Consider the following 23,917-nt stretch of genomic DNA (forward strand, 5'->3'; position numbering starts at 1 on the left):
CGAGGAAGGGACGGGGTGCCCGTCATGGGCGAGTCGAAAACCGAGATCCTGGACGCCGTTCGCGTCTACCACGAGCGAACACGTGACGAGGGGGCGTTCGTCCCCGGTGAGACGGAGATCTGGCCGTCCGGCGCCGTGCTGGACGCCGACGACAGGGTGGCCTTCGTCGAAGCGGCCCTGGACATGCGCATCGCCTCCGGGGCCAGCGCGCGGCGGTTCGAGTCCGCGCTCGCCCGCAAGGTGGGTGTCCGCAAGGCGCACCTGACGAACTCCGGTTCATCGGCCAACCTCCTGGCCGTGACCGCCCTCACCTCCCACCAGCTGGGCGAACGCGCGCTGGTCCCCGGTGACGAGGTGGTGACGGTCGCCGCGGCCTTCCCGACCACGGTGAACCCGATCCTCCAGAACGGCCTGGTTCCGGTGTACGTGGACATCGAACTCGGCACCTACAACACCACGGCGGAACGGGTGGAGCGGGCGCTGGGCCCCAGGACCCGTGCGATCGCCATCGCGCACACGGCGGGGAACCCCTACGAGGTGGAGGAGATCGCCCGGCTGGCCGCCGACCGCGGCCTCTTCCTCATCGAGGACAACTGCGACGCCCTCGGGTCGCGCTACCGGGGGAGGTACACCGGCACCTTCGGTGACCTGGCGACCGTCAGCTTCTACCCCGCCCACCACCTCACCATGGGCGAGGGGGGCTGCGTGCTCACCTCCGACCTGACGCTCGCTCGCGTCGTGGAGTCCCTGCGCGACTGGGGACGCGACTGCTGGTGCCCGCCCGGGCAGAGCAACACGTGCTTCAAGCGCTTCGACTGGCAGATGGGCGAGCTCCCCGCCGGATACGACCACAAGTACATCTACTCCCATGTCGGCTACAACCTGAAGACGACCGACACCGCGGCCGCCCTCGGCCTGTCGCAGCTCGGCAAGATGGACGCCTTCTGCGCCGCCCGGCGCGCCAACTGGGCCCGGCTCCGCGAGGGCCTGGACGGCGTCCCCCACCTCCTCCTGCCCGAGGCGACCGCCGACAGCGACCCGAGCTGGTACGGCTTCGTCCTCACCGTCTCCGACGACGCGCCCTTCACCTCCTCCGACCTCGTGGGCTTCCTGGAGGACAGGAGGATCGGCACCCGCAGGCTGTTCGCCGGAAACCTGGTCCGCCACCCCGCCTACACCGGACGGCCCGGGCGCGTGGCGGAGGAGCTGGTGAACAGCGACAAGGTCATGGAGCGCACCTTCCACCTGGGCGTCTATCCCGGTCTGACCGAGGAGATGATCGACTACGTCGTCTCCTCGGTGAAGGAGTTCGTCGCGTCCCGGCGCTGACGGAACGCCCGCAGGGCGTCAGCCGCCATACGCCGGCGCCCGGTGCGGGCACACCCTGACCCACCACCACTCACACGAGGTAGACCATGCGTTGGACACCCCATGACCGGCTCCCCACCGTGGCGGTGATCGGTCTCGGCTACGTCGGATCGTGCGTCGCGGCCGCCCTCTCCGACCGGGGGCACGAGGTCCTCGGCGTCGACGTCGACAGCACCCTGGTGGACGAGCTCGCACGCGGACACTGCCGGTTCCACGAGGAAGGACTTCCCCAGAGCCTGCTCCGGGGACTGGAGTCGGGCAGGATACGGCTCTCCACGGACCAGGAGGGGGTCTCGGAGGCGGACGTCGTCCTGATCACCGTGGGAACACCCGTCCAGGACGACGGTTCCCTGGCCGTCGACCAGCTGGCGAGCGCCTGCGCGGAGCTCGGCCGCCGCCTCAGGGAGGGCCAGCTGGTGGTCCTCAAGAGCACCGTCCCCCCGGGTACGACCTCGGGCAGGGTGCGCAGGACGCTGGAGGAGCTGTCGGGTCTGACCGCGGGCGAGGACTTCGGCCTGGCCTTCGCCCCCGAGCGCCTCGCCGAGGGCTCGGCGATGCGGGAGCTGCGCGAGCTGCCGATGGTCGTCGGCGGCGTGGACGAGCAGAGCACGCTCAGCGCGGCCGAGTTCTGGCGGCGGGGCCTGGACGTGCGGACCATCACCGTCGGGTCGGCCGAGGCCGCCGAGATCGTCAAGCTCGCCGACAACTGGTGGATCGACCTGAACATCGCCCTGGCCAACGAGCTCGCCCGGTACTGCGCGCTCTTCGGCGTGGACGCTCTCGAGGTCATCCCCGCCGCCAACACCGTGCCCAAGGGGGCGGGGTCCATCAACGTGCTCACCCCCAGTGTCGGGGTCGGCGGTTCCTGCCTGACCAAGGACCCGTGGATGGTCTGGCACTCCGCCCGCGAGCACGGTCTGGACCTGCTGACCCCCGTGGCCGGGAGGGAGGCCAACTCCGCGATGCCCGGGTACACGGCGGGCGCCATCCTCGCCGAGCTGGAACGGCTCGGCAGGCGGGCGGAGGGGAGCCGGATCGCCGTCGTGGGCCTGTCGTTCAAGAACAACACCGCCGATCTGCGCGAGACGCCGGTCCTGCCGGTCGTCACCCACCTGGAGAAGGCCGGGGCCGACGTGGCCCTGTTCGACCCGCTCGTCGACCCCGACGAGACCGCGAGGGTCTTCGGCCGCGCGCCGGAGCCCTCACTGGAGGCGGCGGTCGCCGACGCCGACTGCGTCGCGATCCTCGCCTACCACCGCGAAATGGAGTCCGTGGACCTGGCCTCCCTGCCGACGGCGCGTCCCTGCCTGCTCTTCGACGGGCGCGCCTACCTGCCGAAGGAGTACGTACAGCGGTTGCGAGACGCCGGATTCGCCTACCTCGGAATCGGGAGGTGACCATGTCCGGCACCTCACACGCCGTGGTCACGGGGGGCGGCGGCTTCATCGGATCGCACCTGGTCGCGCGCCTCCTGGAGGAGGGGTACCGGGTCACCGTGTTCGACCGGGCCGATTCCGCCGGGGCCTCCCCCGCGCTCCGGGAGGCCGCATGGGTTCCGGGCGACGTCCGCGACCCCGCGCAGGTGGAGGGCGCCGTACGCCGGGGGGTGGACGTGGTGTACCACCTGGCCGCCGTCGTGGGCGTGGACCAGTACCTGGCCAGGCCCCTGGACGTCGTCGACATCAACTTCACGGGCACGCGCAACGTGCTGGAGGCGGCCTCGCGCGCGAACGCGCGCGTGGTCATGGCCAGCACCAGCGAGGTGTTCGGCAAGAACCCGGCCGTGCCGTGGGCGGAGGACGACGACAGGGTGCTCGGGACGACGGCGAAGGCGCGGTGGAGCTACGGCACGAGCAAGGCCCTGGCCGAGCACCTGGCCTTCGCCTTCGCGCACCAGCGCGGGCTCCCCGTCTCCATCGTCCGCTACTTCAACGCCTTCGGTCCCGGGCAGCGGCCCGCCTACCTCGTGAGCCGCCTCGTGCACCGGGCTCTGAACGGACTCCCCCTGACCGTGTACGACGGTGGACAGCAGACCAGGTGCCTCACCTTCGTCGGCGACGCGGTGGAGGGGACCATCGCGGCCGGGACGTCCCCGGCCGCCCTCGGGGAGGCGTTCAACATCGGCGGCCACAAGGAGTCCACGGTGGCCGAGGTCGCCTCGTTGGTCAACGAGCTCACCGGGGACCGGGTCCCCGTGCACGACGTGGACACCGGAAAGCTCCTCGGAGCCTCCTACGAGGACCTGGGGAGGCGGATCCCCGACACCCGCAAGGCGCGGGACCTCCTGGGCTGGGAGTGCCGGACCCCGCTGCGCGAGGGCCTGTCCAGGACCGTCGCGTGGGCGCGCTCGTCCCCGGACTGGCTGGCCCTCCCGGACACGGGTGCCGAGTAGGCGCGGAGCAGTACATGCCAGGACATGCCAACGCAGAGCGAGGAGCTGGACAGTGAGCACCATGACCGAGACCCCCGGGGGTACGACCTTCCAGGGCCGTCCCATGACCCTCAGGGGAACCCCCGTCCGGGCGGGCGACCGCGCACCCGGATTCACCGTCGTCACGCCCGGCATGGAACCGATGGGCCTCTCGTGGGCCCCGGGCACCGTCAGGGTCCTCTGCTCGGTCCCGTCAGTGGACACACCGGTGTGCGACCGGCAGACCCGTTTCCTGGGGGAGGAGCTGGCCCGGCTCCCCGGGGTGGAACTGCTGACCGTCTCCGTGGACCTGCCCTTCGCGCAGCGGCGGTGGTGCGGGGCCTCCGGGCTCGAGGGGATCGTCGCCTCCGACCACAGGGAACTCTCCTTCGGCCTGGCCTACGGGGTCGCGGTCAAGGAGCTGCGCCTGCTGTCGCGCGCCCTGTTCGTGGTGGACGCCCAGGACACGGTGCGGTACGCGCAGTACGTTCCGGCCTCGGACGGGCCCGCCGACCACGAGGCGGTGCTGGAGGCCGTGCGCGGCTGCCTGTAAGGGGACGGGGCCGTGCCCTCGCGGCGCGGCCCCTCCCCCGGCCGGCGGACATGAGAGGGGGCGGTCCCGCGGGACCGCCCCCTCCTTCGCGGGCCCTGAGGGCCCCTCCGTCAGGCCAGAGGACTGGACTGGTAGGAGAACAGCTTCCAGTCGCCGTTCCGCCGCACCGAGATCCACACCGTCCTCGTCCGGTACTTCTCGCCCGGGGCCTCCTCGTCGGCCCGGGCCACACCGCCCTCGGTGACGACGACGGCGGTGTCGTCACCCAGGAAGCGCATGTCGAGGGGCTCCTCCGACAGGCGCGTGTCCTTGTAGGGGCCCGCCAGGGCCTCGGTCATCGCGGTACGGATCTCCTCGCGGCTCGTGTACTGGTCATCCCCCAGGAGGAGGCTGCCGTTCTCCACGAAGACGTCGGCCAGTGCGTCGGCGTCCCCGTCGGCCCAGGCGGCCCGCGCTCGCAGCACGGCGCTCAGGGCGGCTCCCTCCTCACCGTTGGGGAACGGGCCGTAGCTGCCCGCCCACTCCTTCGCCTGGGCGACGAGCGAGGCGGCGTCGGTAGCCATCATCGGTCTCCTCTCCCGGCCGCTCGGCCGGACTCTGCGGTGGCCCCGCGGTCACCAGCGAAGGGTGGCACCCTCGCCGCGCGGACTGTTCTGGTAGGCGGCGAGCTTCCACTCCCCGTCGCGCTTGACCAGGACCCACGTCGAGCGGACGGCGAGCTCGGGGTCGATCTCGGTCTTGCCGGGGGCCAGGATCCCCCCGTGGGTGCGCAGGAGGGCGACGTCGTCGGAGGCGAAGCGGACGTCCACGGGCCGGCCGGTCACACCGGTGCCCTTGAACGGACCCGCGTACGCGGCCGACATGAACGCGCGGATCTCCTCGCGGTTCTTCTTGTAGACGTCACCGGGAAGGATCATGACCCCGTCCTCGGTGAAGGTCTCGGCCACCTTGTCGCCGTCGTTCTCCGCCCACGCGGCGACCAGTCGAAGGGGGACGCTGAGCGCCTCCTTCTCCCGCTCTGAGGTGAAGGGACCGTAGTAGGAGTCCAGGTCCCCTGCCTTGGCTGGTGCCTTCGCTGACACACGTGCCTCCATCGTCTCGTGTTGCTTTCCCGGACGGGAGACGGCCTTGGAAAAAGGCCCCGGATTCCCGGCCCCGCCGTTCTTCCATGTTCGTCCCCGGCGGCTTCGGAGTCCTCTCCTGGATTGTTGTCCCCCTGCTTTTTTTCGGGAAGCGCTCACCGGATTCCAGCAATACAGAAGTCGTTGCAGGCGGAAAAGGGTGCGATTCTCCGAAGTGACCCGCGCGGACGGGGCTGCCAGGACACATGACCGACGGAGGCGGCCCGGCGCGGGAAAGGAGGAGTACGCGGTGGAGAAGGTTCCGGACCGGGAAGAGCTCGTCAAGCGCGCGCGGGCGGTGCAGCCCGTCGTGGAGAAGCACGTGCGGTGGCAGGAGGAGAACAGAAGGCTGCACGACGAGGTGGTCGAGGCGCTGGACGACGTCGGCGTCTTCCGCATGCGGGTGCCGGCCCGTTACGGCGGCTACGAGTCCGACGCGCTGGCCATGGCGGAGGTGGCGAGCACCCTCGCCCAGGCGGACGGGGCGACCGCGTGGACCACCTCGGTCTGGTGGATCCCCACCTGGATGGTCGGCATGTTCCCCGACCACGTGCAGGAGGAGGTCCTCTCCTCCCACGGCGGCCGGGTGTGCGGCACGCTCAGCCCGAGCGCCACGGCGGAGCCCGTGGACGGCGGCATCACCGTCAACGGCCGCTGGGGCTTCATCAGCGGGGCGCCCCACAGCCACTGGCAGGAGATCATCGCGATGGCGCCCACACCCGACGGTTCGGAGCAGTACCCGGTGGTGGCCCTGGTCCCGATGTCGGACCTGCGGCTGGTGGACGACTGGCACTCGGTGGGTCTGCGGGGGTCCGGAAGCGTCACCACCGTGGCCGAGGACGTGTTCGTCCCCTCCGAGAGGGTCGTTCCGCTGCCCTCGGTGCTGAGGGGCGAATCCGTGTCCGAGGCCAACCGTGAACTCCCCATGTACAGGGCCCCGCTCCTGGCCGTCGCCGCGGCGGCGTCGGTGGGCACCCCGACCGGGTTGGCGGAGGCCGCCCTCGACGTCTTCCTGGAACGCGCGGGCGAGCGGGGGATCACCTACACCGACTACGCGCGACAGGCGGACGCCCCCGTGACGCACCTCCAGGTCGCCGAGGCCTCCCTCAAAGTCGACCAAGCGCGTTTCCACGGGGAGCGTACCGCTCGGCTCCTCGACTCCAAGGGCGCGCTGGGAGAGGAGTGGTCGCTCCGGGAGAGGGCCCGCTGCCGGGTGGACGTGGCGGCCGTGTGCAGGCTGGCCAAGGAGGCGGTGACGGTCCTGGGCGAGGCGAGCGGCGGCAGGTCCGTGTACACCGACACCCCCATGCAGCGGATCCTCCGCGACGTCACGGCCCTCAACCTGCACGCCCTCATGTACCCGCAGACGGGCTTCGAACTGTACGGACGGGTCCTCGCCGGACTCGAACCGAACACCCTCTACGTCTGATGGCGACCACACCTGCGAGAAAGGGCGGTACCCCCGTGTTCGACTACGTGATCGTGGGCGCGGGCTCGGCCGGCTGCGTGCTGGCCGCGCGTCTGAGCGAGGACCCCGGCACCAGGGTGTGCCTCATCGAGGCGGGCCCCCGGGACACCTTCGAACGGATCCACGTCCCCTCCACCTTCGGGCACCTGTTCCGCACCGAGTTGGACTGGGACTACCACACGCACGAGGAACCCCACCTGCTGCGCCGCAAGGTCTACCTGCCGCGCGGACGCGTCCTCGGCGGCACCAGTTCCATCAACACGATGATCTATGTCCGGGGCAACCGGGCCGACTTCGACGGCTGGGGCCAGGAGGGCTGGTCCTTCGAGGACCTGCTCCCCTACTTCCGGCTCGCGGAGGACAACGAGCGCGGCGAGTCGCACTTCCACGGAGTCGGGGGGCCTCTCTCGGTCTCCGAGAACCGGTCGCGCAACCCGATGTCGACGGCGTTCCTGGAGGCCGCCGGCCAGGCGGGCCACCCGGCCAACGACGACTTCAACGGCGCGGAGCAGGACGGCTTCGGGTTCTTCCAGCTCACCCAGAAGGACGGGATGCGGTGCAGTACCGCGACGGCCTACCTGCACCCCGCGTCCGGCCGCCCCAACCTCACCGTGATGACGAGCACCGTCGCCCACCGCGTCCTCATCGAGGGCGGGCGGGCCGCGGGTGTCGTCGTGGGGGGTCCGACGGGTGAGGAGACCGTCCGTGCGGAGCGCGAGGTCGTGCTGTGCGGCGGAGCGTACAACTCGCCCCAGCTCCTGATGCTCTCCGGTGTGGGTCCCGCGGACTCCCTGGCACCCCTGGGCATCGGTGTCGTGTCCGACCTGCCCGGTGTGGGCGCCGGGCTCCAGGACCACGTCCTGCTCCCGCTGGTCTACACGCACGACCAGCCCGTGAGCCTGCTGACGGCGGGGTCCCCGGAGAACGTCCGCTTGTTCGAGGAACGGCGCTCGGGACCGATGACGTCCAACGGCCCCGAGGTCGGCGGCTTCGTCCGGACCCGCGCGGACCTGCCCGCCCCCGACGTGGAGTTCCTGACCGCTCCGATCATGTTCGCCGACAGCGGTCTGGCCGCGCCCACCGGGCACGCCCTGTCCTTCGGACCCTCCATGCTCACGCCCGCCAGCCGGGGGCGCGTGGAGCTGGCCAGCGACGTCCCGACCGCCAAGCCGCGTATCGTGCACAACTACTTCGACGCGCCCGAGGACATGGAGTCGGCGGTCAGGGCCCTGCGCACGGCACTGGAGATCGCCCGGCAGGACGCCCTGCGCCCCTACACGAAGACCGCCCACCGGGTACCCGAGTCCACGTCGGAGAAGGACCTGGAGAAGTTCGTGCGGCTGTACGCGCACTCCATCTACCACCCCTCGTCCACCTGTGCCATGGGCAGCGTCGTGGACTCCGACCTGCGCGTCAGGGGTGTGGAGGGCCTGCGCGTCGCCGACGCCTCGGTCATGCCGACCCTGGTGCGGGGCAATCCCAACGCCGCGACGATCACGCTCGCGGAGAGGGCCGCCGACCTCGTCAAGGGGATCGACCGGAGGCAGAAGGCCGCGACGTACGCCTGACCCACGCCGCGGGGCCGCCGACCGGTGGGTCGGCGGCCCCGCCCGTGTGTACGGGGAAGGCGGAACACGGGTCCGCGCGGCTCCCCGTCGGCCGGGTCAGGGGCGCTCCTCCACCTGCTCGGCCCCGGCCTCCTCGTCCGTCCCGCTCCCGGACCCGCCCGTCCCGCTCCCGGATCCGGCCGGCGGGACGTGCCGGAGGGCGAGGGAGACGACGACCGCCAGCAGGACCAGGACCGCCGCCCCGGCGAGCGAGACCGCGTTGAGCCCTCCGACGAAAGCGTCCCGTGCCGTCTCCAGGAGGGCCGCCGCTTCGGTGGAGGGCGCCTCCCCGGCGGCGGTGACCGTCCCGGCGAGCGAGGAGTGCTCCCCCTCCCCCGGCACACGGCCCTGGTAGACGGCCGTTCCGATGCTTCCGAGCATGGCGATGCCCAAGGCGATACCGAACTCGCCGCTGCTCTCCGACATGCCCGCGGCGGCGCCCGCCTTCTCCTCGGGCGCCGACCCGACGACGAGGTCGGTACCGAGTGCGCCCATGGGTCCCGTCCCGAAGTAGACGAGCGCGTAGCCGAACACCACGGCCCCGAGTCCCATGGCCGTGCCCGCCGTGGCCAGGAACAGGCACCCGGCGGCCGCCGCGACCAGGCCTCCGGCGATGACGTAGGCCGGGCGCACCCAGTCGATGAGCACCGGGCCCGCCATCGAACCGATGATCATGCCTCCGGCGGCGGGCAGGAGCCACAGCCCGGCGACCAGAGGGGACAGCCCCTCGACCAGCTGCAGGTACTGGGTCACGAAGAGCGAGACGCCTCCGACGGTGAAGGTCGTCAGCAGGATGCCGAGCAGAGCGGCGCTGAAGGAGCGGTTTCCGAACAGCCCGAGGTCCAGCAGCGGACTGCTCAGCCCGCGCTGGCGGACCACGAAGACGACCCCCATGGCCACTCCGAGGGCCATCACCAGCAGCGGGGCCGGGGACACGCCCTCCGACGTGATCTCCTTCGTCCCGTAGATCACGGGGAGCACCGTGGCCAGGACCAGCAGGGTGCTCGGCAGGTCGAGGCGCGCGGAACCGCCCGCCGGGGTCTCCGGCAGAAGGAAGGGGCCCACGACCAGCAGCAGGGCCATGACTGGCACCCCGAGCAGGAAGACCGAGCCCCACCAGAAGTACTGGAGGAGGAGCCCGCCCGCGATCGGCCCCACCGCGAAGCCGACCATGAAGCAGCTCATCCAGACGGCGACGGCCACGCCCCTCTGGCGTGGATCACGGAAGATCGTCCTCACCAGTGCCAGCGTGCACGGCATGAGGCTGGCGCCGGCGACACCGAGCACGGCCCTCGTCAGGATGAGCGTCCAGGCGCTGGCGGAGAAGGCCGCGGCCACCGACGCCAGCCCGAAGACGACCGCCCCGATGAGCAGCAGTTTGCGGCATCCGATCCGGTCGCCCAGCGTTCCCATGATGAGGAGGAAGCCCGCGACCATGAAGCCGTAGATGTCGGTGATCCACAGGAGCTGCACGCCGCTCGCGCCGAGGTCGGCGGTCAGGTGCGGAAGCGCCAGGAGCAGGACGCTCAGGTCGATCGAGAGGAGCAGTGTCGGCAGCGCCAGGACGGCGAGCGCCGTCCACTCGCGCGCGCCCGCCCTGGGCTGGGCGTCCGCATGCGTGTTCCCGGTCACGGCGCCCTCACCTCCCGTACTCGTCGTTGAGGCGCCACCAGACGTACGGGGACTCCTGCGGGCGGCCTGCGGGGGTGTCCTCCCAGGTCTCCTGCCGCCCGAACGGGGTCAGGTCGAGCAGGCTCCAGTTGGTGCCGAGCTTCTCCACCCCCCGCCCCTCGGTGAAGTAGGTCCGGTAGACCGCGTCCCCGTCGCGCAGGTAGACGCTCAGCCCGAAGCTGTCGGATCCGTCCACCGTGACGCCCATGTCCTCGTTGAAGCCGCTCTGGAAGGACGAGTACCAGGGCACCGTCCATCCCATCCGCTCGCGGACGCGTGAGATCTCCGGGTACGGTGCCCGCGACACGACGGCGAGCGTGGTGTCCCGGGCGTTCAGGTGTGCCGGGTGCCCGAGGTTGTCCACGAACATCGAGCAGCCCTCGCACTGGTGCTCCGAGCCCGGCGGCAGCATGAAGTGGTACACGATGAGCTGGCTCCGGCCCTCGAAGACGTCCACCAGGGACGTCTTGCCGTCCCTTCCCTCGAAGGCGTACCCGCCGTCGACCCTGACCATGGGCTGGCGCCGGCGTTCCGCCGCCAGCCGGTCCTGGTACCGGGTCAGCTCCTTCTCCTGCGCGAGCAGCCGCTCCCGGCTCTCACGCCACTCGTCCTCGGACACCACCTGGGGCAGGTTCATGGCTCTTCCTTCCTTTTCGACGGTCGCGGGCGGTGCCGTGGGACCGCCCGGCGGATTCCACGCTCGCACCGCCCGCTTACGGTTCTCTGGTCGGCGGACTTACCGCGCGTGAGCGGGCGCCCGTCAGTCGCCCGTACTCGTCGCCTTGGAGTTCTGGTAGGCGGCGATCAGCCATCCGCCCCCGTCGCGGACCATCACACAGGTGGCGAAGAAGGCCATGTCCGCCTCCTCAGGGGGGACACCGGGGACCTCGACCCTTCCCTGGGTGACGACCAGCGCCACGTCCTCGCGGACGAACCGCACGTCCAGCGGCCGGATGTCGACCCGGGTGCCCTTGTAGGGCCCCTCGAACCCCTGCGCCATGAACGCGCGGATCCCTTCCCGTCCGCGCATGTAGGCGTCGCCGATCAGGCTCGCGTCCTGGGCGAAGAGTTCCGCGAACGCGTCCGCGTCGTTGTCGGCCCACGCGGCGGCCACCCCGTCCACGAGGGCCCGGACCGCCCGCTCGTCCCGGCCTGCGACGACCGTGTCTTCCGTCATGCTGTGCCCTTCCTCTCCTCTGCCGCGGCGGCGGGCCCGCTGCCCGCAGCGCGCCTCCCCATGCTTGTCCGGGTCAGGCGGGCCGACGTCTTCTGGATTGCGGCAGGAGCGGCGGAAGCGACGGATGCACAACCAGGAGGAAGCCAGGACACCGGCCGTCACCCCAGGATGTCCCGAGGCACTGATCGGCCGAAGCGGAACTAGAAAGGCACAGCAGTGACCAACCCATCCCGTTCCCCCCGACCGCGGAGACTCTCGATCCTCGGAGCCGCCGGACTGACGTTCCCGGTGGTCGCCGCGGTCCTCTCCGCCCCATCCGTGTCAGCGGCGACCGCACCCACCACGACCGGACCGGCCACGGGCTTCGAGGAGACCGTCCTGGCCTCGGGAGACACCGTGACGGTCTTCCCCGAGGAGGGCCACGTGTCCGTCAGCCCGGCTCCGGGGCGCGAGGACGTCCGGTTCACCTCCGTGCGCTCGGGCGGGCGGCACCTCGTCCTGCCCGCCGACGCCCGTGCCGCCGCGGCGGGCGCGGGAGGTGGCCCGGAGGCCTACGACCTGTCCGGCACCGCCGCGCCCATGGCACTGGCCGACGACGGATGCGGCGAGTGCCACGAGCTGAGGATCCGCCACGTGGGTCCGGACGGAGAGCCGACGGACGGCGCGGAGTCCCTGGTCCTGGGCCTGGACGGCGACGTGCTGGAGTTCGCGGGCGGCTCCGCCGAGGCCGCGCTCACCCTCCCTGAGGGCCGTTACATGCTGGTCACCGACATCACGGACTTCTCCGACCCCGACGCGGACTGGCACCGGCTGGTACACCCCCTGCTCGCCCTCGACGGGGACTCCGAGGTCCTGATGGACGCCACCACGACGCGCCCGGTCGGCACGGACCCCGGCGTGGAGGACGCGGAGGCCGCCCTGGTGGAGGTCGGTGTCGAGAACCGCCGGGGAGGGGCGCCGGTGAGCGTCTCCCTCCAGACCGACGACTTCTCCGGTCTTCACACGGCCCAGGTCGGACCGGCGGAGACCGTGGACGGCCTCACCTCCTTCGTCGCCTCGACGTGGGCGCACCGGGGCGACGACGGCGGATTCCTCGGCGCCCCGTCCTCACACCACCTCCTCGACACCGTGGAGGGCTCCTTCCCGACCGGATACGACCGGACCGTGGCCCCGGGGGACCTGGCCGTCCTGACCGCCGACCACCTCGCCCAGACCCCGGGGCACGGGGCCACGAAGGCACTGTTCGGCACCGCTCCCGGTGTGAGCCACACCGCGACCGTCTTCCTTCCGCACACGCTGCCCTCCACCACCGTGCACCACCTGGAGGCGGGGGAGGTCATGTGGAGCAGCGCGTTCGGGGAGAACCGCGTGGAGGACGACGGGACCGTCCGGGACGTCACCGCGCTCGGCTCGGTGCCCCGCTCCTACGAGGCGGGCGAAGAGTACGCGGAACGGTGGAACGCCTCCGTGATCGGGCCGATGTTCCTCTGGTCCGAGCACGGCGTGCGCACCGGGGACGAACTGTGGTTCGGCATGCCGATGTACTCCGACCAGGACCGGCACCAGGGCGGTTCCCGGACCGACTCGTCCTCCATCCGGCTCTTCCAGGACGGCGCGCTCGTGGGCGAGTCGTCCACGGGGCACCTGAGCGCCGACCTCGCGCCCGGTGACAGCGAACTGCGTGTGGAGAGCCGAACGACGCGCGAGTCGTTCTCCGACCTGTCCACCCGCGTCGAGGCCGTGTGGACCGTCTCCTCCTCCACTCCGGAGTCGGGCCAGGAGAGGCTTCCGCTCTGGTTGGTGCGCTACCAGCCGGACGTGGACGCCCGCAACACCGTGGACGCCCGGGGCCTGCTCCGGCTGCCGTTCTCGGTCGAGTCCCAGCCGGGATCCGCCCCGGGGCGTGTCGAGGAGGTCACCGTCGAGGCCTCGGCGGACGACGGCCGGACGTGGGACCAGGTACGCGTCGTCGAACGCGGGGACGGCGGGTACACGGCGCTGGTCCGCCTCCCGCGCCGGGACGGCGAGTACCTCTCCCTCCGGGCCCGGCTCTCGGACTCCGAGGGCAGCACCCTGGAGCAGACGATCATCCGCGCCCTGCGCCTGTCCGACTGAGCAGCCCGACCGGAACACCGTCCACGGCGACCCCGGAGGTCCACATGAAGCACAAGCGATCCACGTTCCTGACGACCGCCCTGGCCGCGGCGGCGACCGCCGCGCTCCTGCACGCCCAGCCCGCATGGGCCGACACCTCGTGCCTGTCCGTCCCGACCGACCCGGCCCTCTCCGCCAGCGGCACGCACGTGAGCGCCGGCGCCCGCAACGGCTGCGGGGCGCTGACCGTGCTCTGGCTGGTCCGCCTCGCCACCCCGACGCAGCCGCGCACCATCCAGGAGCGGGCCCTCCCGGCGGGGACGGAGGGAACCGTCCACGTCGACTGCCGACGGACCGGGACCCACTCCTACCAGGCCGTGGTCTGGGACCCGAACATGATGTTCAACCGCACGTCGTCCACCGTCACCCTCACCTGCTGAACCGGCGCGGCGGAAGGGCTCAGGTGAGGGTGAGCGCGAACGCCTCCTCCGGGCTCATCCGCCGCCCCAGCGCGAAGCCGGACTCGAAGCCCCCGTCTCCGAGCCCGTCCCTCAGCAGCCGCTCCACCCGCCGGACGTCCCCGCTCTCCGCCTCCGGGAGCGGGGCACCGACGGACACCCGGGTGGCGTGGGCCGCGCCGAGAAGCCGCGCGGCGACGGCGTGGCGGCTCGCGGCCGCCGTGGCGGCCGCGAGCCCCTCCAGGGAGAGGGCCAGGGCCCTCGGGTCGCCGACCCTGCACGCGGCCTCGTACCCCTCCGCATGCAGTCGGAGGGAGTCGTCGACACGTCCCTCCAGCTCGGCGACGAAGCCGAGTTCCGCGAGGAGGAGGGTGTCGACCACGTCGGTGTCCACCTCGGACCGGCGGTTCCAGTCCAGGACGGCCCCCAGGTGCTCCCGCGCCTCGCGGAGCCTTCCCTCCCGACGTGCGCCGAGGCCGAGGCCGATCCGCGCGAACAGCTCCCCCACCTTGTACCCGCTGTCGGCCGCGAGGCGCATGGCCCTCTCATGGTGTGCGCGCGCGCCGGCGAAGTCGCCGGACAGCATGTCGATCCTGGCCAGGCCTGTGACCGCGTCGGCCTCGTCGGGCCACATCCTGAGCTCCCGCGCCCGGCGAGCGCTCTCCCCGTGCAGCTCGCGGGCCCGGTCGTAGTCCCCGACCACCTCGGCCCACGACGCGAGGGAGAACGAAGCCTGGATCAGCCCCCAGCCGTCCCCCAGTTCGGCGAACAGCCTGTGCCCCTCCTCCGCGTCGCGCCGCAGGGCCTCCAGGTCGCCACGCGAGTGCGCCTGCCCCGCCAGCACGCAGAGGGCGGCGGCCTCCGTCCAGCGGTCGCCCGAGCACCGGGAGAGCTCCAGGGCGCGCTCGGCCATGGGCGCCCCCGTGGCGGCGCCACCGGTGTTCAGCAGCGCGTACGCCAGGAACCACGAAGCCCTCGGCGAGCACCGCGCCTCGCCGTCGCGGAAGAGCTCCACGACACGGCCCACGTGTCCCTCGGTGTCGGCGCCGGCCCCGTCCAGCAGGGCCAGGCCCGACCACCACCCCTCCACGTCGGCGGCCGCCTCAGCTCCCAGCGACTCCTTCCGGCGGCACAGCTCACGCAAGAACGCGCGCCCCTCGGCCAGCCTGCCTCGGAGCAGCCAGTACCAGGCCGACGGCTCGGCCAGCGCCCAGGCCCCTTCCGCGTCCTCGGCACGCAGCGCCTCCTCCAGAGCGGTCCGGATGTTCGCCGACTCTCCGTCGAGCAGGTCCAGCGCCTCCCGCTGCCCGTCACCGCGCAGCAGGGGGGCCGTGCGGCCGACCAGACCGGTGTAGTACTCCAGGTGGCGGCGGCGGACACGACCGCCCTCGCCGGACTCGTCGAGCCGCTCCCCCGCGTAGGCCGCGATGGTCTCCAGAAGGCGAAAGCGCCTGCCGCCCCTCCCGGAACCCTTCGGCGAGGAGACCACGAGCGACCTGTCGACCAGCCGGGCGAGGGAGCCCGCGACCTCCGCTGAGCCGACGCCGTCCCCGGAGCACACGGCCTCCGCGGAGGCGAGGTCGCACCCGTCGGCGTACACGGCGAGGCGGCGCAGGACCGCGCGCTCCCGTTCCGGGAGCAGGTCCCAGCTCCAGTCGGTGACCGCGCGCAGGGTCCGCTGCCGCGGGGACGCCGACCTTCGGCCCCCGTCGAGCAGGCGGAAACGGCCGTCCAGGCGTTCGAGTACCTCGGCCACGCCCAGGGAGCACACCCGGGAAGCCGCCAGCTCCAGCGCGAGGGGGAGTCCGTCCAACCTCCTGCACAGGGCCGCCACGTCCGCGGTGTTGGCTCCGTCCAGCGTGAACCCGTGGCAGGCCGCGGAGGCGCGTTCCACGAAAAGCAGCACCGCCGCGCTCTGCCCCACGCGCCCGGCGTCGGCATCGGGCTCGGGCAGCTCCAGGGGCGGCACCTCCCAGCGGAGCTCCGCGTCCACCGCCAGGGGTTCGCGACTGGTCAGTAGCACACGCACACGGGGGGCGTCCCGCAGGAGGGACTCCACCAGCGGGGCGAGCGGTTCGACCACGTGCTCGCAGTTGTCGACGACGAGCAGGACGTCCCTCCTGGCGAGAGCGGCGGTCACCGCCTCCTCCGGGCGGATCGGTCCCGGCCCTGGTCTCAGGTCCAGCGCGTGCGCCATCCCGGCGGCCAGGGAGGAGGTGTCCGAGGGGTCGTCGGAGGGGTCGAGTGCGGCCAGCTCCACCAGCACCACGTCATGACCGGCGTCCTCCTCGCGCGCGGCGACCTCCAGCGCCACCCGTGTCTTGCCGACGCCTCCGGGGCCGGTGAGGGTGACCATCCGGTGGTCACCCAGGAGTTTGCGCACGTCCTCGACCGCGTCCTCACGGCCGACCAGGCGGGTGAGCCCCCGCAGGGACCGGTTCCGGGCGGGTGCGGACCCCCGTGGGGAGGCCGCAGGGAGCTCTTCGCGCAAAATCGCGCCCTGGAGCTCTCGCAGGCCCTCACCGGGTTCGAGTCCGAGTTCCTCGCTGAGGAGGGAGCGCAGCTGGGCGTAGCTGTCCAGGGCCTCGCTCCGGCGGCCCGCGTGGTGAAGGGCCCTCATCTGCGCTGCGCGCAGGCGCTCGCGCAGCGGGTACCGGAGCACCAGCTCCTCCAGCTCGCCGATGATCCGCGAGTGCTCCCCCGCCTCGACCAGGGCCTCGGCTCTGGCCTCCAGGGCCTCCACGCGCTCCTCGTCCAGGCGCCCGGCCGCGGCCAGGACCGCGGGCTCGCCCCCGAAGTCCGCGTAGGCGGGGCCCCTCCAGAGGTTCAGGGCCTCGGTGAGGTCGGCCGCCCGGGCGGCGGGGTCCGTTCGCCGGCGCGCCGATCCCACCAGGTCGCGGAAGCGCCAGGAGTCGACCGTGTCCCGCCCGGCGGCGAGCAGGTAGCCGGCGTCCTTCCGGACGACGAGTTCCCGGCCTCCCGGCTCGGCCCCGTCCAGGACGCGCCTCAGCTGGGAGACCTTCGCGTGCAGGGCCGCGCTCGCGTGCTCCGGAGGCCTTCCCTCCCAGATCTCGTCGACGAGCCGCGCCGGCGGGACCGGGCGGCCCTCCGCCACGAGCAGGGAGGCCAGCAGCGCACGGACCTTGCGTCCCGGCACGGCGACCCGCTCGTCCGCGTCCGTCCAGACGGCCACTGGACCGAGAACTCCGAATCTCATAGGCGACCGGAGGCGCAGCGAACAGTTCGGGACCGTCGCCCCCGTCTTCCTCCCCTGGGCGCTCGGCGCCACCGCGTGCGGTCTCCCGGTGGCCCTCGCAGACACGTTACGCCCCATCGGGCCCCGTCCACCAGCACGCGCGAGCTCTGTCCACGGGCTCGGCGGGAGGGGTCCGGCCCGCCGGGCGCGGGCCGGACCGGGAACCGTTCACGGCTCCCCGGATGAGGTCAGGCCTTGGCGAACTGGCCGGGTTCGCGTCCGGGCCCGGCGGGCCCCCTGTAGGCCTGGGCGATGTCGAGCCAGTGGTCGGCGTCGGGACCGACCGCGGTCACATCGAGGTCGTCGCGGTGGCGGCGCCTCGTGACCAGCAGGCAGAAGTCGACCGCGTCACCGGTGATCCTCTGCTCGGCGTCGACCGGGCCGAACTCCCAGACCTCGCCGGACGGGGCCGTCAGCTCGAACCGGAACTCGGTGTCCGGCGGCGTGAGTCCGCGGGACTGGTAGCCGAACTCCCAGGTCATCACCGCGAAGCCCACCACGTTGCGGATGCGGTCGGTGCGTTCTGGAGCAACACCCAGCGCGTCAGCCACGTCCTGGCCGTGCGCGAGGAGCTCCATCATGCCCGCGCAGGCGAGCACGGCCGGGGGGATCGGACGCACGAGCCACGGGACCAGCTGGTCCGGGGGCGCGGCCGCGAGCGCCTCGACGGCGAACTCACGGTCGGTGCGCCACCGTGCCAGCAGCTTCTCGGGGTCGTCCAGCGGGTAGGTCGCCAGAACCGCGTTGACGGCCCCGTCGAAGTCGCCGGAGGCTCCGGACGTCATCGCCTCGAACGCCTCGGCGTCCGAGGCCGCGGTTCCGGCGAGCCGGAAGACGAAGCAGAGGTGGGCGACCTGGTGGGCCACGGTCCATCCCGGAGCCGGGGTGTCACGCGCCCAGTCGGAGGGGTGCAGGTCGGCCACGAGGGCGTCCAGTCCGGAGGCCTCGGCGGCCAGGTCCGCGATCACGTCGGGCAGGTTGTTCACGTCTCGTTCCTCTCAGTGTCGGTCGGGGAGGGTGGGTGAAGGGGTTCGTGGAAGCCGTCGAACATGCGTCCGGTGGTGTGGCGGGCGGCGGCCATCGCGGCCCAGGAGACGGTCCGGACCAGGGTGGCGTCATCGGCCCCGGCCTCCCGGCACGCGGCGACGACGTCGTCGCCGACCTGGAAGGAGGCGCGCGCGGTGAGCAGCGCCAGGCGCCCCAGGGGACGCTCGTGCGGGGACAGGCCCAGGACCGCCTCCTCCAGCCAGGAGCGGTCGATCCCGGCCGGACCGGAGCCGTGCTCGCGCAGGTGACCGTGGACCAGAACGCGCGTGGTGTCGGAGAGCGCGCGCTCGCCGACCGCGTCGAGGGCGGCGGTCACACCGGCCAGGGCGCGCAGGACACGCGGGGCTCCTGCGGCCCACCCCAGGTCCTCGGGGACCGGTGCGTGCCTGGCCCGCTCGGGCAGCAGTGCCAGGGAGGTGTCGGGGGCCAGAGCGGGCCCCGGTGGGGCGGCGATGACCCCGCCGGTGGCGCGGAGTAGGACCCCCCGCACGGCGCGGGGGGCGAAGGCGGGTAGAGGGGAGTCGGGCAGGAAGACGTTGACCAGGCGGTTGATGTGCTGGAAGGTCAGCGCGACGGCGCCCAGTTCGGCGTGTCGCACGGGATCGTCCGCGGCGGCCGCCAGGAGGCGGAGGCCGTCGCCGCCGCCCGCGGTTCCGCCGAGGGAGCCGAGGGTGGCGCCGTGCACATCCACGCAGTAGGGGCAGGCGTTGTCCCGTGACACGGAGACGGCGACCGCCTCGCGGTCGGTCCGTTCGGTGCTCCCCGGGACGAGGAGCGATTCGCGCAGCGCCGTCCAGGTGGCCGCCGCGCACTCGGAGGCCGGTGAGAGCAGGGCGACCGGTGGTGCGAGGACCCCGAAGTCGCGCTCCACCCGCTCGTAGAGCAGAGCGACCTCGCCGCGTGCCCGGTCCGGTGGGACCGGGCGGATGTGGCGCACGTCGTTCAGCGAACGGCGCACGGCCGCCCGCAGGGTCGTCCGGAACACGGGGCTGCCTCTCTTTCCCGGGACGTGGGCGTGCTCGGGTGTCAGGACTTCTGGCCGGCCAGTTTGAGGACGTTCCCGCGCCCCGACGTGGCGCCGTCGGGGGCGGGAGCGCCGTAGGTGACGTCGACGCCCCGCGCGCGGGCGGCGTCGACGATGCCCGGCGCGGCGCGCTCGGCCAGGGCCGCGATGGTCATCGCGGGGTTGACGGTGAGGGCGCCGGGGACCGACGATCCGTCGGTCACGAAGATGCCCGGGTGTCCGCGCAGTTCGTGGCGGTCGTCGAGCGCCGAGGTGTGCGGGTCGTCGCCGATGCGGCACGAGGCCAGGGGATGGACGGTGTAGGCACCGACCAGGTCGTTGGTCCAGGGCGCCACCCGCGCGATCCCGTCCTTCTCCAGGATCTCCTTGACCTCGGAGTCGGACTGGGACCAGCCCTTCAGGGTGTTCATGGTGGGGCGGTAGGTGAGCGGGCCCCGGCCGAGCATCTGCTGGGACAGGCGGACGGCGTTGCCCGTGGGCGGAGGCGGGCCGAAGACCCCCTCGTTGTCGTCCTCGCTCATGGTGAAGACGATCAACCACGACTTCCAGCGCTTCAGCATCTCCTTCTTGTCCGCGCCGAACCACGACGGTGTGGGTGCTCCGGGGGCCTGGGCGAGGATGGTGCCGAGGGCCGGCGGGAAGTAGAGCTGTTCCAACGAGTACCGGGAGTACTCCGGGAGCGACCCGTCCAGCCTGTCCCAGTTGGCGACGCAGGGTCCCTTGCCGATCTGGAAGGCCTCGTAGGCGCGCTCCTCGTCGCGGGACAGGCCGAGGACGTCGCGGACCCGGTCCTCGTTGACGACCGCGGTGTTGAGGCGTTCGCCGTTGCCGGAGAAGTAGCGTCCCACCGCGTGCGGCATGGTCCCCAGGTCGCTCTCGGACCGCTTGAGGATCACGGGCGTGGCTCCGGCTCCGGCGGCGAGCACGACGATCTTGGCCTCGATGACACCCGAGTCCGTGGTGATCCGGTAGTCGTCCTCGTCGATGACGTCGTAGTGGACCCGGTATCCGCCGTCGTCCGTGCGCTCCAGCCTCTGCACCTCGTGCAGGGGCCTGATCCGCGCCCCGTGGGAGACCGCGGCGGGGAGGTAGTTGAACACCAGGGACTTCTTGGCCTCGAACCGGCAGCCCGCCATCATCCAGTTGCAGTTGACGCAGGCGTCCTTGTCGATGGCGACGGGCACCGGGTTCGCCGTCCGCCCGGAGTGGTCGCAGGCCGCCCCCCAGAGCCCGCCCGCGTAGCTGACGTCGGACCAGTCCTGGGTGCGCACCCCCATCGCCTCGGCCACCCGGTCGTACCAGGGGTCCAGGGCCTCCCGTGTGATGGCGGACGGCCACATCCGCCGCCCGATCGAACCCCTGCGCTCGAAGACGAAGCGGGGCGCGCGAGGAAGCGCGGCGAAGTACACCATGCTCCCCCCTCCCACGCAGTTGCCGCCGAGCACGCTCATGCCGTCGCCCACGGTGAAGTCGAAGGCCCTGGTGTAGGAGGAGCCGAGGAGGAAGTCGTGCTGGAGCTCCTCGGTCTCCAGCCAGGGTCCGCGTTCGAGGACGGTGACGCGGGCGCCGCCGGCCGCGAGGTGGTAGGCGGTGATGGCACCGCCGAAGCCGCTGCCGACGACGAGCACGTCGGTCTTCTCCGTGGTGTTCATGCGGGGCTCCCCGAGGAGGTCGTGTCCGGGTGGAGGCGGGCCAGCGGCCTGCCGTAGGAGTACTCCTTGAAACGCAGGAGGCCGTCGGGGTCGGGGGCGGCGAAGCCCATCGCCCGGAGCCCCGGGTGTCCGGCGGCGATGGCCGCGGGAGTACTGATGTGGGCCGCGCTGTCGTAGGCCATGTTGCAGAACAGCGCGAGCATCACCCAGAACTCCTTCTCCGGGTGCCCTGGAGAGGTCAGCGCGGTGACCAGGGCGGTGCGGTCCTCGAAGGGCAGCCGGACGAAGGGCGGGAGCCCTCCCTCCAGGGGGATGCCGTGCTGGTCGGCGTACCGTCCGGCGTGCTCGTTGAGGAGTTCGGTGAACTCGGCCAACCCGGAGGCCACCCCCGTCGCGGAGGTCCTCAGCAGGTCGAGCGCCCCCGCCTCGACCGCCCCGGCGTCGTGCGCGCGGCCCGCGACCGCGGTGTCCTCCTGCGTGCGCTTCGCGCCCGGGAGAATGGTGTCGGCGAACGCCTCCAGCGTTCGTGTCTCAGTGCTCCCCGCGTCGGGGGTGCCCCTCGGCATGGTCGTCTCCTGTCGTTTGAGGGGGTGTTCGTGGGATGTGTCCGCAGCCCGACGTCCTAGGCGGGATGGACGTTCATCGGGAGTCCGCCGCGCACGCGCAGCGAGAGCATGGGCTCGGGCACGACCCTGTGGTCCTGCGGAAGGCGCAGTCGCAGTTCGCGCGACACGACGGCGAGCACGAAGACGGCCTCCATCATGCCGAGATTGCTCCCCACGCAGACCCTTGGTCCGGCGCCGAAGGGGATGTAGGCGTAGCGGTGCCGGCCGTCGCGACGGCCGGGGCCGAAGCGGTCGGGGTCGAAGCGGTCGGGGTCCTCCCAGGAGTCGGGCCGCCGGTGCAGGGTGTAGGGGCAGATCAGGACGTCGGATCCGGCCGGAACCCGGTAGCCCCCGATCTCGTCGTCGGCCAGTGCCCTGCGCGGCAGGATCCACACCGGCGGGTACAGGCGCATGGTCTCCTGGACGACCATCGTGGTGAAGGTCAGCTCGTGCAGGTCCTCGTAGGTCGGCGACCTGTCCCCGAGGACGCGCACCGCCTCGTCCCTGAGCCGCTCCGCCGTGCCGGGATTGCGGTCCACCAGGTAGAAGGCCCAGCTCAGGGTGCTGGCCGTGGTCTCGTGTCCGGCCAGCAGGAGCGTGACCACCTCGTCGCGCACGCGCCGGGCGCGGACCCGGGGCTCCTCCTCCGAGGCGGCCTCGGCCAGCACCCGGGAGAGGGCGTCGTCCCCCTCGTCTCCGGGGGCGCGGTCCCGTACGAGGCGGCCGACGATGCGCTGGAGTTCACCGCGCGCACGCCGGAACCTCGTCTGCGTGGGAAACGGCAGCCATACCGGCAGCGCGTTCATCGTGACCATGTCGAACATGGCCTGGTCCTGTACGGCCTCGAAGGAGGCGCCGATGGAGTCGAAGGCGTGGAGGTCCGACTCCAGGAGGGTGCGCCCCAGGACGCCCAGGGTCAGACCGGTCGCCTCCTCCGCCAGGTCCACGGGCCCGCGGCCCACGCGCGTCCTCAGCCGGTCCACGAGTGCGGCGGCCTCCTTGGCCACCGAATCCGACTGGTCGGCGATCCGCTGGTGCTGGAACACCGGGCGCATCGTCCGGCGCTGGGTGCGCCACAGATCGCCCTCGCTCGTCAGCAGCCCGTCGCCCAGGGCTCGCTTGGCGTGGGCCTGACCGATGCCCTTGTGGTAGTTACCGCTGTTCTCGGCCAGCACGTGCTTGGCGTGGTCGGGGTGGTTGAAGAAGTACAGGGTCTTGGGCCCGGCGGCCATACGGACCGCGTCGCCGTACCGCTCGGCCGCGGTGGACATCATCGCGAGTCGGTCGGTGACGAGGTCGCGTAGCATGCCGGGAGCCGCGGAGACCGGTGTGCGCGGCGGATGGCGCGGGCCCTCTCCGGTCACGACGTACCCCCGTCCCTCTGCGCGAACTCGTCGGCGAGGCAGGCCCGCCACACCTCGTACCGGGGGCGCGCGGTGTCGGGTTCGGGCCCAAAGGCGTGGGGACGCAGGTCCCTGGAGAACCTGGCCGCCTTCTCCGCGTCCATGCCGCAGAGCACCCGGGTACCGGTCTCCGTGTGCGGAGCCGTGAGTCCGGCGCGAACCCTGGCCTCGGCGGCGAAGGCGCTGCCCTGGGCGAGGTGGTGGCGGTGGTCCCCGGCGTGCCCGCGGAGTCGGTGGAGCTCCTCCTCGTCGGCCCCGCCGGCGTAGGTGGCGGCCAGGCCCATCCCGGAGTAGAGGTCGGACCTGCGCTCCTCCGGGAACGACGCCACCAGGGCCGCGGCCCGGTCCACGTCCGTCCCGGCCACGAACCACAGGGCCCGCCCGATCCCCTGGTCGGCGGCCCGGAGGGCGTAGGGTCCGTCTCCGGTCCGTCTGGCCGCGCGTTCGTCCCGCTCCCTCCGGTGGACGTACCTGTCGGTGTGGAAGTACGCCTGGTGGAAGCCGTAGCCGTCGTGCACGAGCCAGCGCAGGAGGGGGTCGAGACGGCGGGTGTCGGGCCACAGGGGCCGCGGCAGGCGGGCCATGGCCCACCCGACGCCGATGTAGGCCATGTAGACGTGCGGGTCCCCCGGTCCCCTCAGGAAGGAGTCGGTCCGGCGGCTCCCGGGAAGGAGTCCGTCCATGAGCGCGAAGCCCATGGCCGCTCCCTCGTAGGCGAACCCCTGGAAGCGCGTGGGCAGTGCTCGGAGCCGCTCGTCGGTGGCGGACGGTGAGCCCGTCTCGACCGCGTCCCCGAGGCCCGCGAGGAAGGACTCCCCGACGGTTTCCAGAATCCTCCGGGCCTCCGGACCCTTGTCGTGGAATCCACGTGTCTCCAGTTTCGTCTCGGACGCCTTCGGTGTCATCACACGGCGCCTCAGCGCCCCTGTCACAGTGGCCAACTGGTCCTCGCTCCCGCCGTACGCGGTGGATTCTGTGTCGTTTCCATATTTGTGGGGTCGGG

20 protein-coding genes are annotated in these 23,917 nt (G+C 72.2%); 8 read left to right on the top strand and 12 right to left on the bottom strand.

Translation table 11 applies throughout. From position 1 onward, the window contains the following. Window positions 1–24 precede the first annotated feature (24 nt). The 4 genes from rfbH (at window position 25) to tpx (ending at window position 4,331) form a co-directional block, all read left to right on the top strand. Window positions 25–1,329 carry a lipopolysaccharide biosynthesis protein RfbH gene (gene rfbH, locus A6A08_RS01380; RefSeq protein ID WP_073701047.1) on the top strand — a complete coding sequence of 435 codons (1,305 nt, stop codon included), beginning with the start codon at window positions 25–27 and terminating at the stop codon, window positions 1,327–1,329. Window positions 1,330–1,415: 86 nt separating this feature from the next. Then, complete coding sequence (locus A6A08_RS01385) at window positions 1,416–2,765, top strand: nucleotide sugar dehydrogenase (RefSeq protein WP_073700646.1); 1,350 nt, start codon at window positions 1,416–1,418, stop codon at window positions 2,763–2,765. Between the two features lie 2 nt (window positions 2,766–2,767). After that, complete coding sequence (locus A6A08_RS01390) at window positions 2,768–3,760, top strand: NAD(P)-dependent oxidoreductase (RefSeq protein ID WP_073700647.1); 993 nt, start codon at window positions 2,768–2,770, stop codon at window positions 3,758–3,760. Between the two features lie 61 nt (window positions 3,761–3,821). Continuing rightward, window positions 3,822–4,331, top strand: coding sequence for a thiol peroxidase (gene tpx / locus A6A08_RS01395; protein WP_073701048.1), 510 nt, complete (start codon window positions 3,822–3,824; stop codon window positions 4,329–4,331). A 110-nt stretch (window positions 4,332–4,441) separates the two neighbouring features. Here the strand turns inward: tpx and A6A08_RS01400 are convergent, their stop codons facing one another. Next, window positions 4,442–4,897: an SgcJ/EcaC family oxidoreductase gene (locus tag A6A08_RS01400; RefSeq protein ID WP_199866809.1), complete on the bottom strand. Its 456-nt coding sequence runs from the start codon at window positions 4,895–4,897 to the stop codon at window positions 4,442–4,444. 48 nt (window positions 4,898–4,945) lie between these two features. Beyond that, a complete protein-coding gene (locus tag A6A08_RS01405) occupies window positions 4,946–5,413 on the bottom strand; it encodes an SgcJ/EcaC family oxidoreductase (protein ID WP_242422051.1) in 468 nt (155 codons plus the stop codon). Window positions 5,414–5,702: 289 nt separating this feature from the next. On the opposite strand from A6A08_RS01405, the gene A6A08_RS01410 reads away from it, so the two are divergent. Then, a complete protein-coding gene (locus tag A6A08_RS01410) occupies window positions 5,703–6,881 on the top strand; it encodes an acyl-CoA dehydrogenase family protein (RefSeq protein ID WP_073700649.1) in 1,179 nt (392 codons plus the stop codon). After that, on the top strand, window positions 6,881–8,488 hold the full coding sequence (locus A6A08_RS01415; protein ID WP_199866810.1) for a GMC family oxidoreductase: 1,608 nt from the start codon (window positions 6,881–6,883) through the stop codon (window positions 8,486–8,488). The genes A6A08_RS01410 and A6A08_RS01415 overlap by 1 nt, the downstream gene beginning before the upstream one ends. Window positions 8,489–8,584: 96 nt before the next feature. Here A6A08_RS01415 and A6A08_RS01420 read toward each other — a convergent pair whose 3' ends face one another. The 3 genes from A6A08_RS01420 to A6A08_RS01430 form a co-directional block, all read right to left on the bottom strand. Then, window positions 8,585–10,159: an MFS transporter gene (locus A6A08_RS01420; RefSeq protein WP_073700651.1), complete on the bottom strand. Its 1,575-nt coding sequence runs from the start codon at window positions 10,157–10,159 to the stop codon at window positions 8,585–8,587. 7 nt (window positions 10,160–10,166) lie between these two features. Beyond that, a complete protein-coding gene (locus tag A6A08_RS01425; RefSeq protein WP_073700652.1) occupies window positions 10,167–10,835 on the bottom strand; it encodes a DUF899 domain-containing protein in 669 nt (222 codons plus the stop codon). A 123-nt stretch (window positions 10,836–10,958) separates the two neighbouring features. Next, window positions 10,959–11,375, bottom strand: a complete 417-nt coding sequence (locus A6A08_RS01430) for an SgcJ/EcaC family oxidoreductase (protein WP_073700653.1) — start codon at window positions 11,373–11,375, stop codon at window positions 10,959–10,961. A 318-nt stretch (window positions 11,376–11,693) separates the two neighbouring features. Between A6A08_RS01430 and A6A08_RS01435 the strand changes: the two genes are divergently transcribed. Both A6A08_RS01435 and A6A08_RS01440 read left to right on the top strand, forming a co-directional pair. Then, window positions 11,694–13,490, top strand: a complete 1,797-nt coding sequence (locus A6A08_RS01435; RefSeq protein ID WP_143181629.1) for a hypothetical protein — start codon at window positions 11,694–11,696, stop codon at window positions 13,488–13,490. Window positions 13,491–13,534: 44 nt separating this feature from the next. Further along, on the top strand, window positions 13,535–13,909 hold the full coding sequence (locus A6A08_RS01440; RefSeq protein WP_073700655.1) for a hypothetical protein: 375 nt from the start codon (window positions 13,535–13,537) through the stop codon (window positions 13,907–13,909). Between the two features lie 19 nt (window positions 13,910–13,928). On the opposite strand, the gene A6A08_RS01445 is transcribed toward A6A08_RS01440, so the two are convergent. The 7 genes from A6A08_RS01445 to A6A08_RS01475 form a co-directional block, all read right to left on the bottom strand. Beyond that, window positions 13,929–17,120: a BTAD domain-containing putative transcriptional regulator gene (locus A6A08_RS01445; RefSeq protein ID WP_242422052.1), complete on the bottom strand. Its 3,192-nt coding sequence runs from the start codon at window positions 17,118–17,120 to the stop codon at window positions 13,929–13,931. Between the two features lie 251 nt (window positions 17,121–17,371). Continuing rightward, complete coding sequence (locus A6A08_RS01450) at window positions 17,372–18,169, bottom strand: TIGR03084 family metal-binding protein (protein ID WP_073700657.1); 798 nt, start codon at window positions 18,167–18,169, stop codon at window positions 17,372–17,374. Next, the gene (locus A6A08_RS01455) at window positions 18,166–19,215 is read right to left on the bottom strand and encodes a carboxymuconolactone decarboxylase family protein (protein ID WP_073700658.1); all 1,050 of its coding nucleotides are present in this window, start codon (window positions 19,213–19,215) and stop codon (window positions 18,166–18,168) included. The genes A6A08_RS01450 and A6A08_RS01455 overlap by 4 nt, the downstream gene beginning before the upstream one ends. Before the next feature lie 41 nt (window positions 19,216–19,256). Next, on the bottom strand, window positions 19,257–20,906 hold the full coding sequence (locus A6A08_RS01460; protein ID WP_073700659.1) for an FAD-dependent oxidoreductase: 1,650 nt from the start codon (window positions 20,904–20,906) through the stop codon (window positions 19,257–19,259). Next, entirely contained in the window at window positions 20,903–21,472 is a 570-nt protein-coding gene (locus A6A08_RS01465; protein WP_073700660.1) for a DUF5987 family protein, read from the bottom strand. The genes A6A08_RS01460 and A6A08_RS01465 overlap by 4 nt, the downstream gene beginning before the upstream one ends. A 56-nt stretch (window positions 21,473–21,528) precedes the next feature. After that, the gene (locus A6A08_RS01470; protein ID WP_083608784.1) at window positions 21,529–22,818 is read right to left on the bottom strand and encodes a cytochrome P450; all 1,290 of its coding nucleotides are present in this window, start codon (window positions 22,816–22,818) and stop codon (window positions 21,529–21,531) included. 53 nt (window positions 22,819–22,871) lie between these two features. Next, a complete protein-coding gene (locus A6A08_RS01475; protein ID WP_199866811.1) occupies window positions 22,872–23,819 on the bottom strand; it encodes a DUF1702 family protein in 948 nt (315 codons plus the stop codon). Window positions 23,820–23,917 lie beyond the last annotated feature (98 nt).

It is taken from the genome of Nocardiopsis sp. TSRI0078, assembly GCF_001905145.1.
Lineage (GTDB): Bacteria > Actinomycetota > Actinomycetes > Streptosporangiales > Streptosporangiaceae > Nocardiopsis.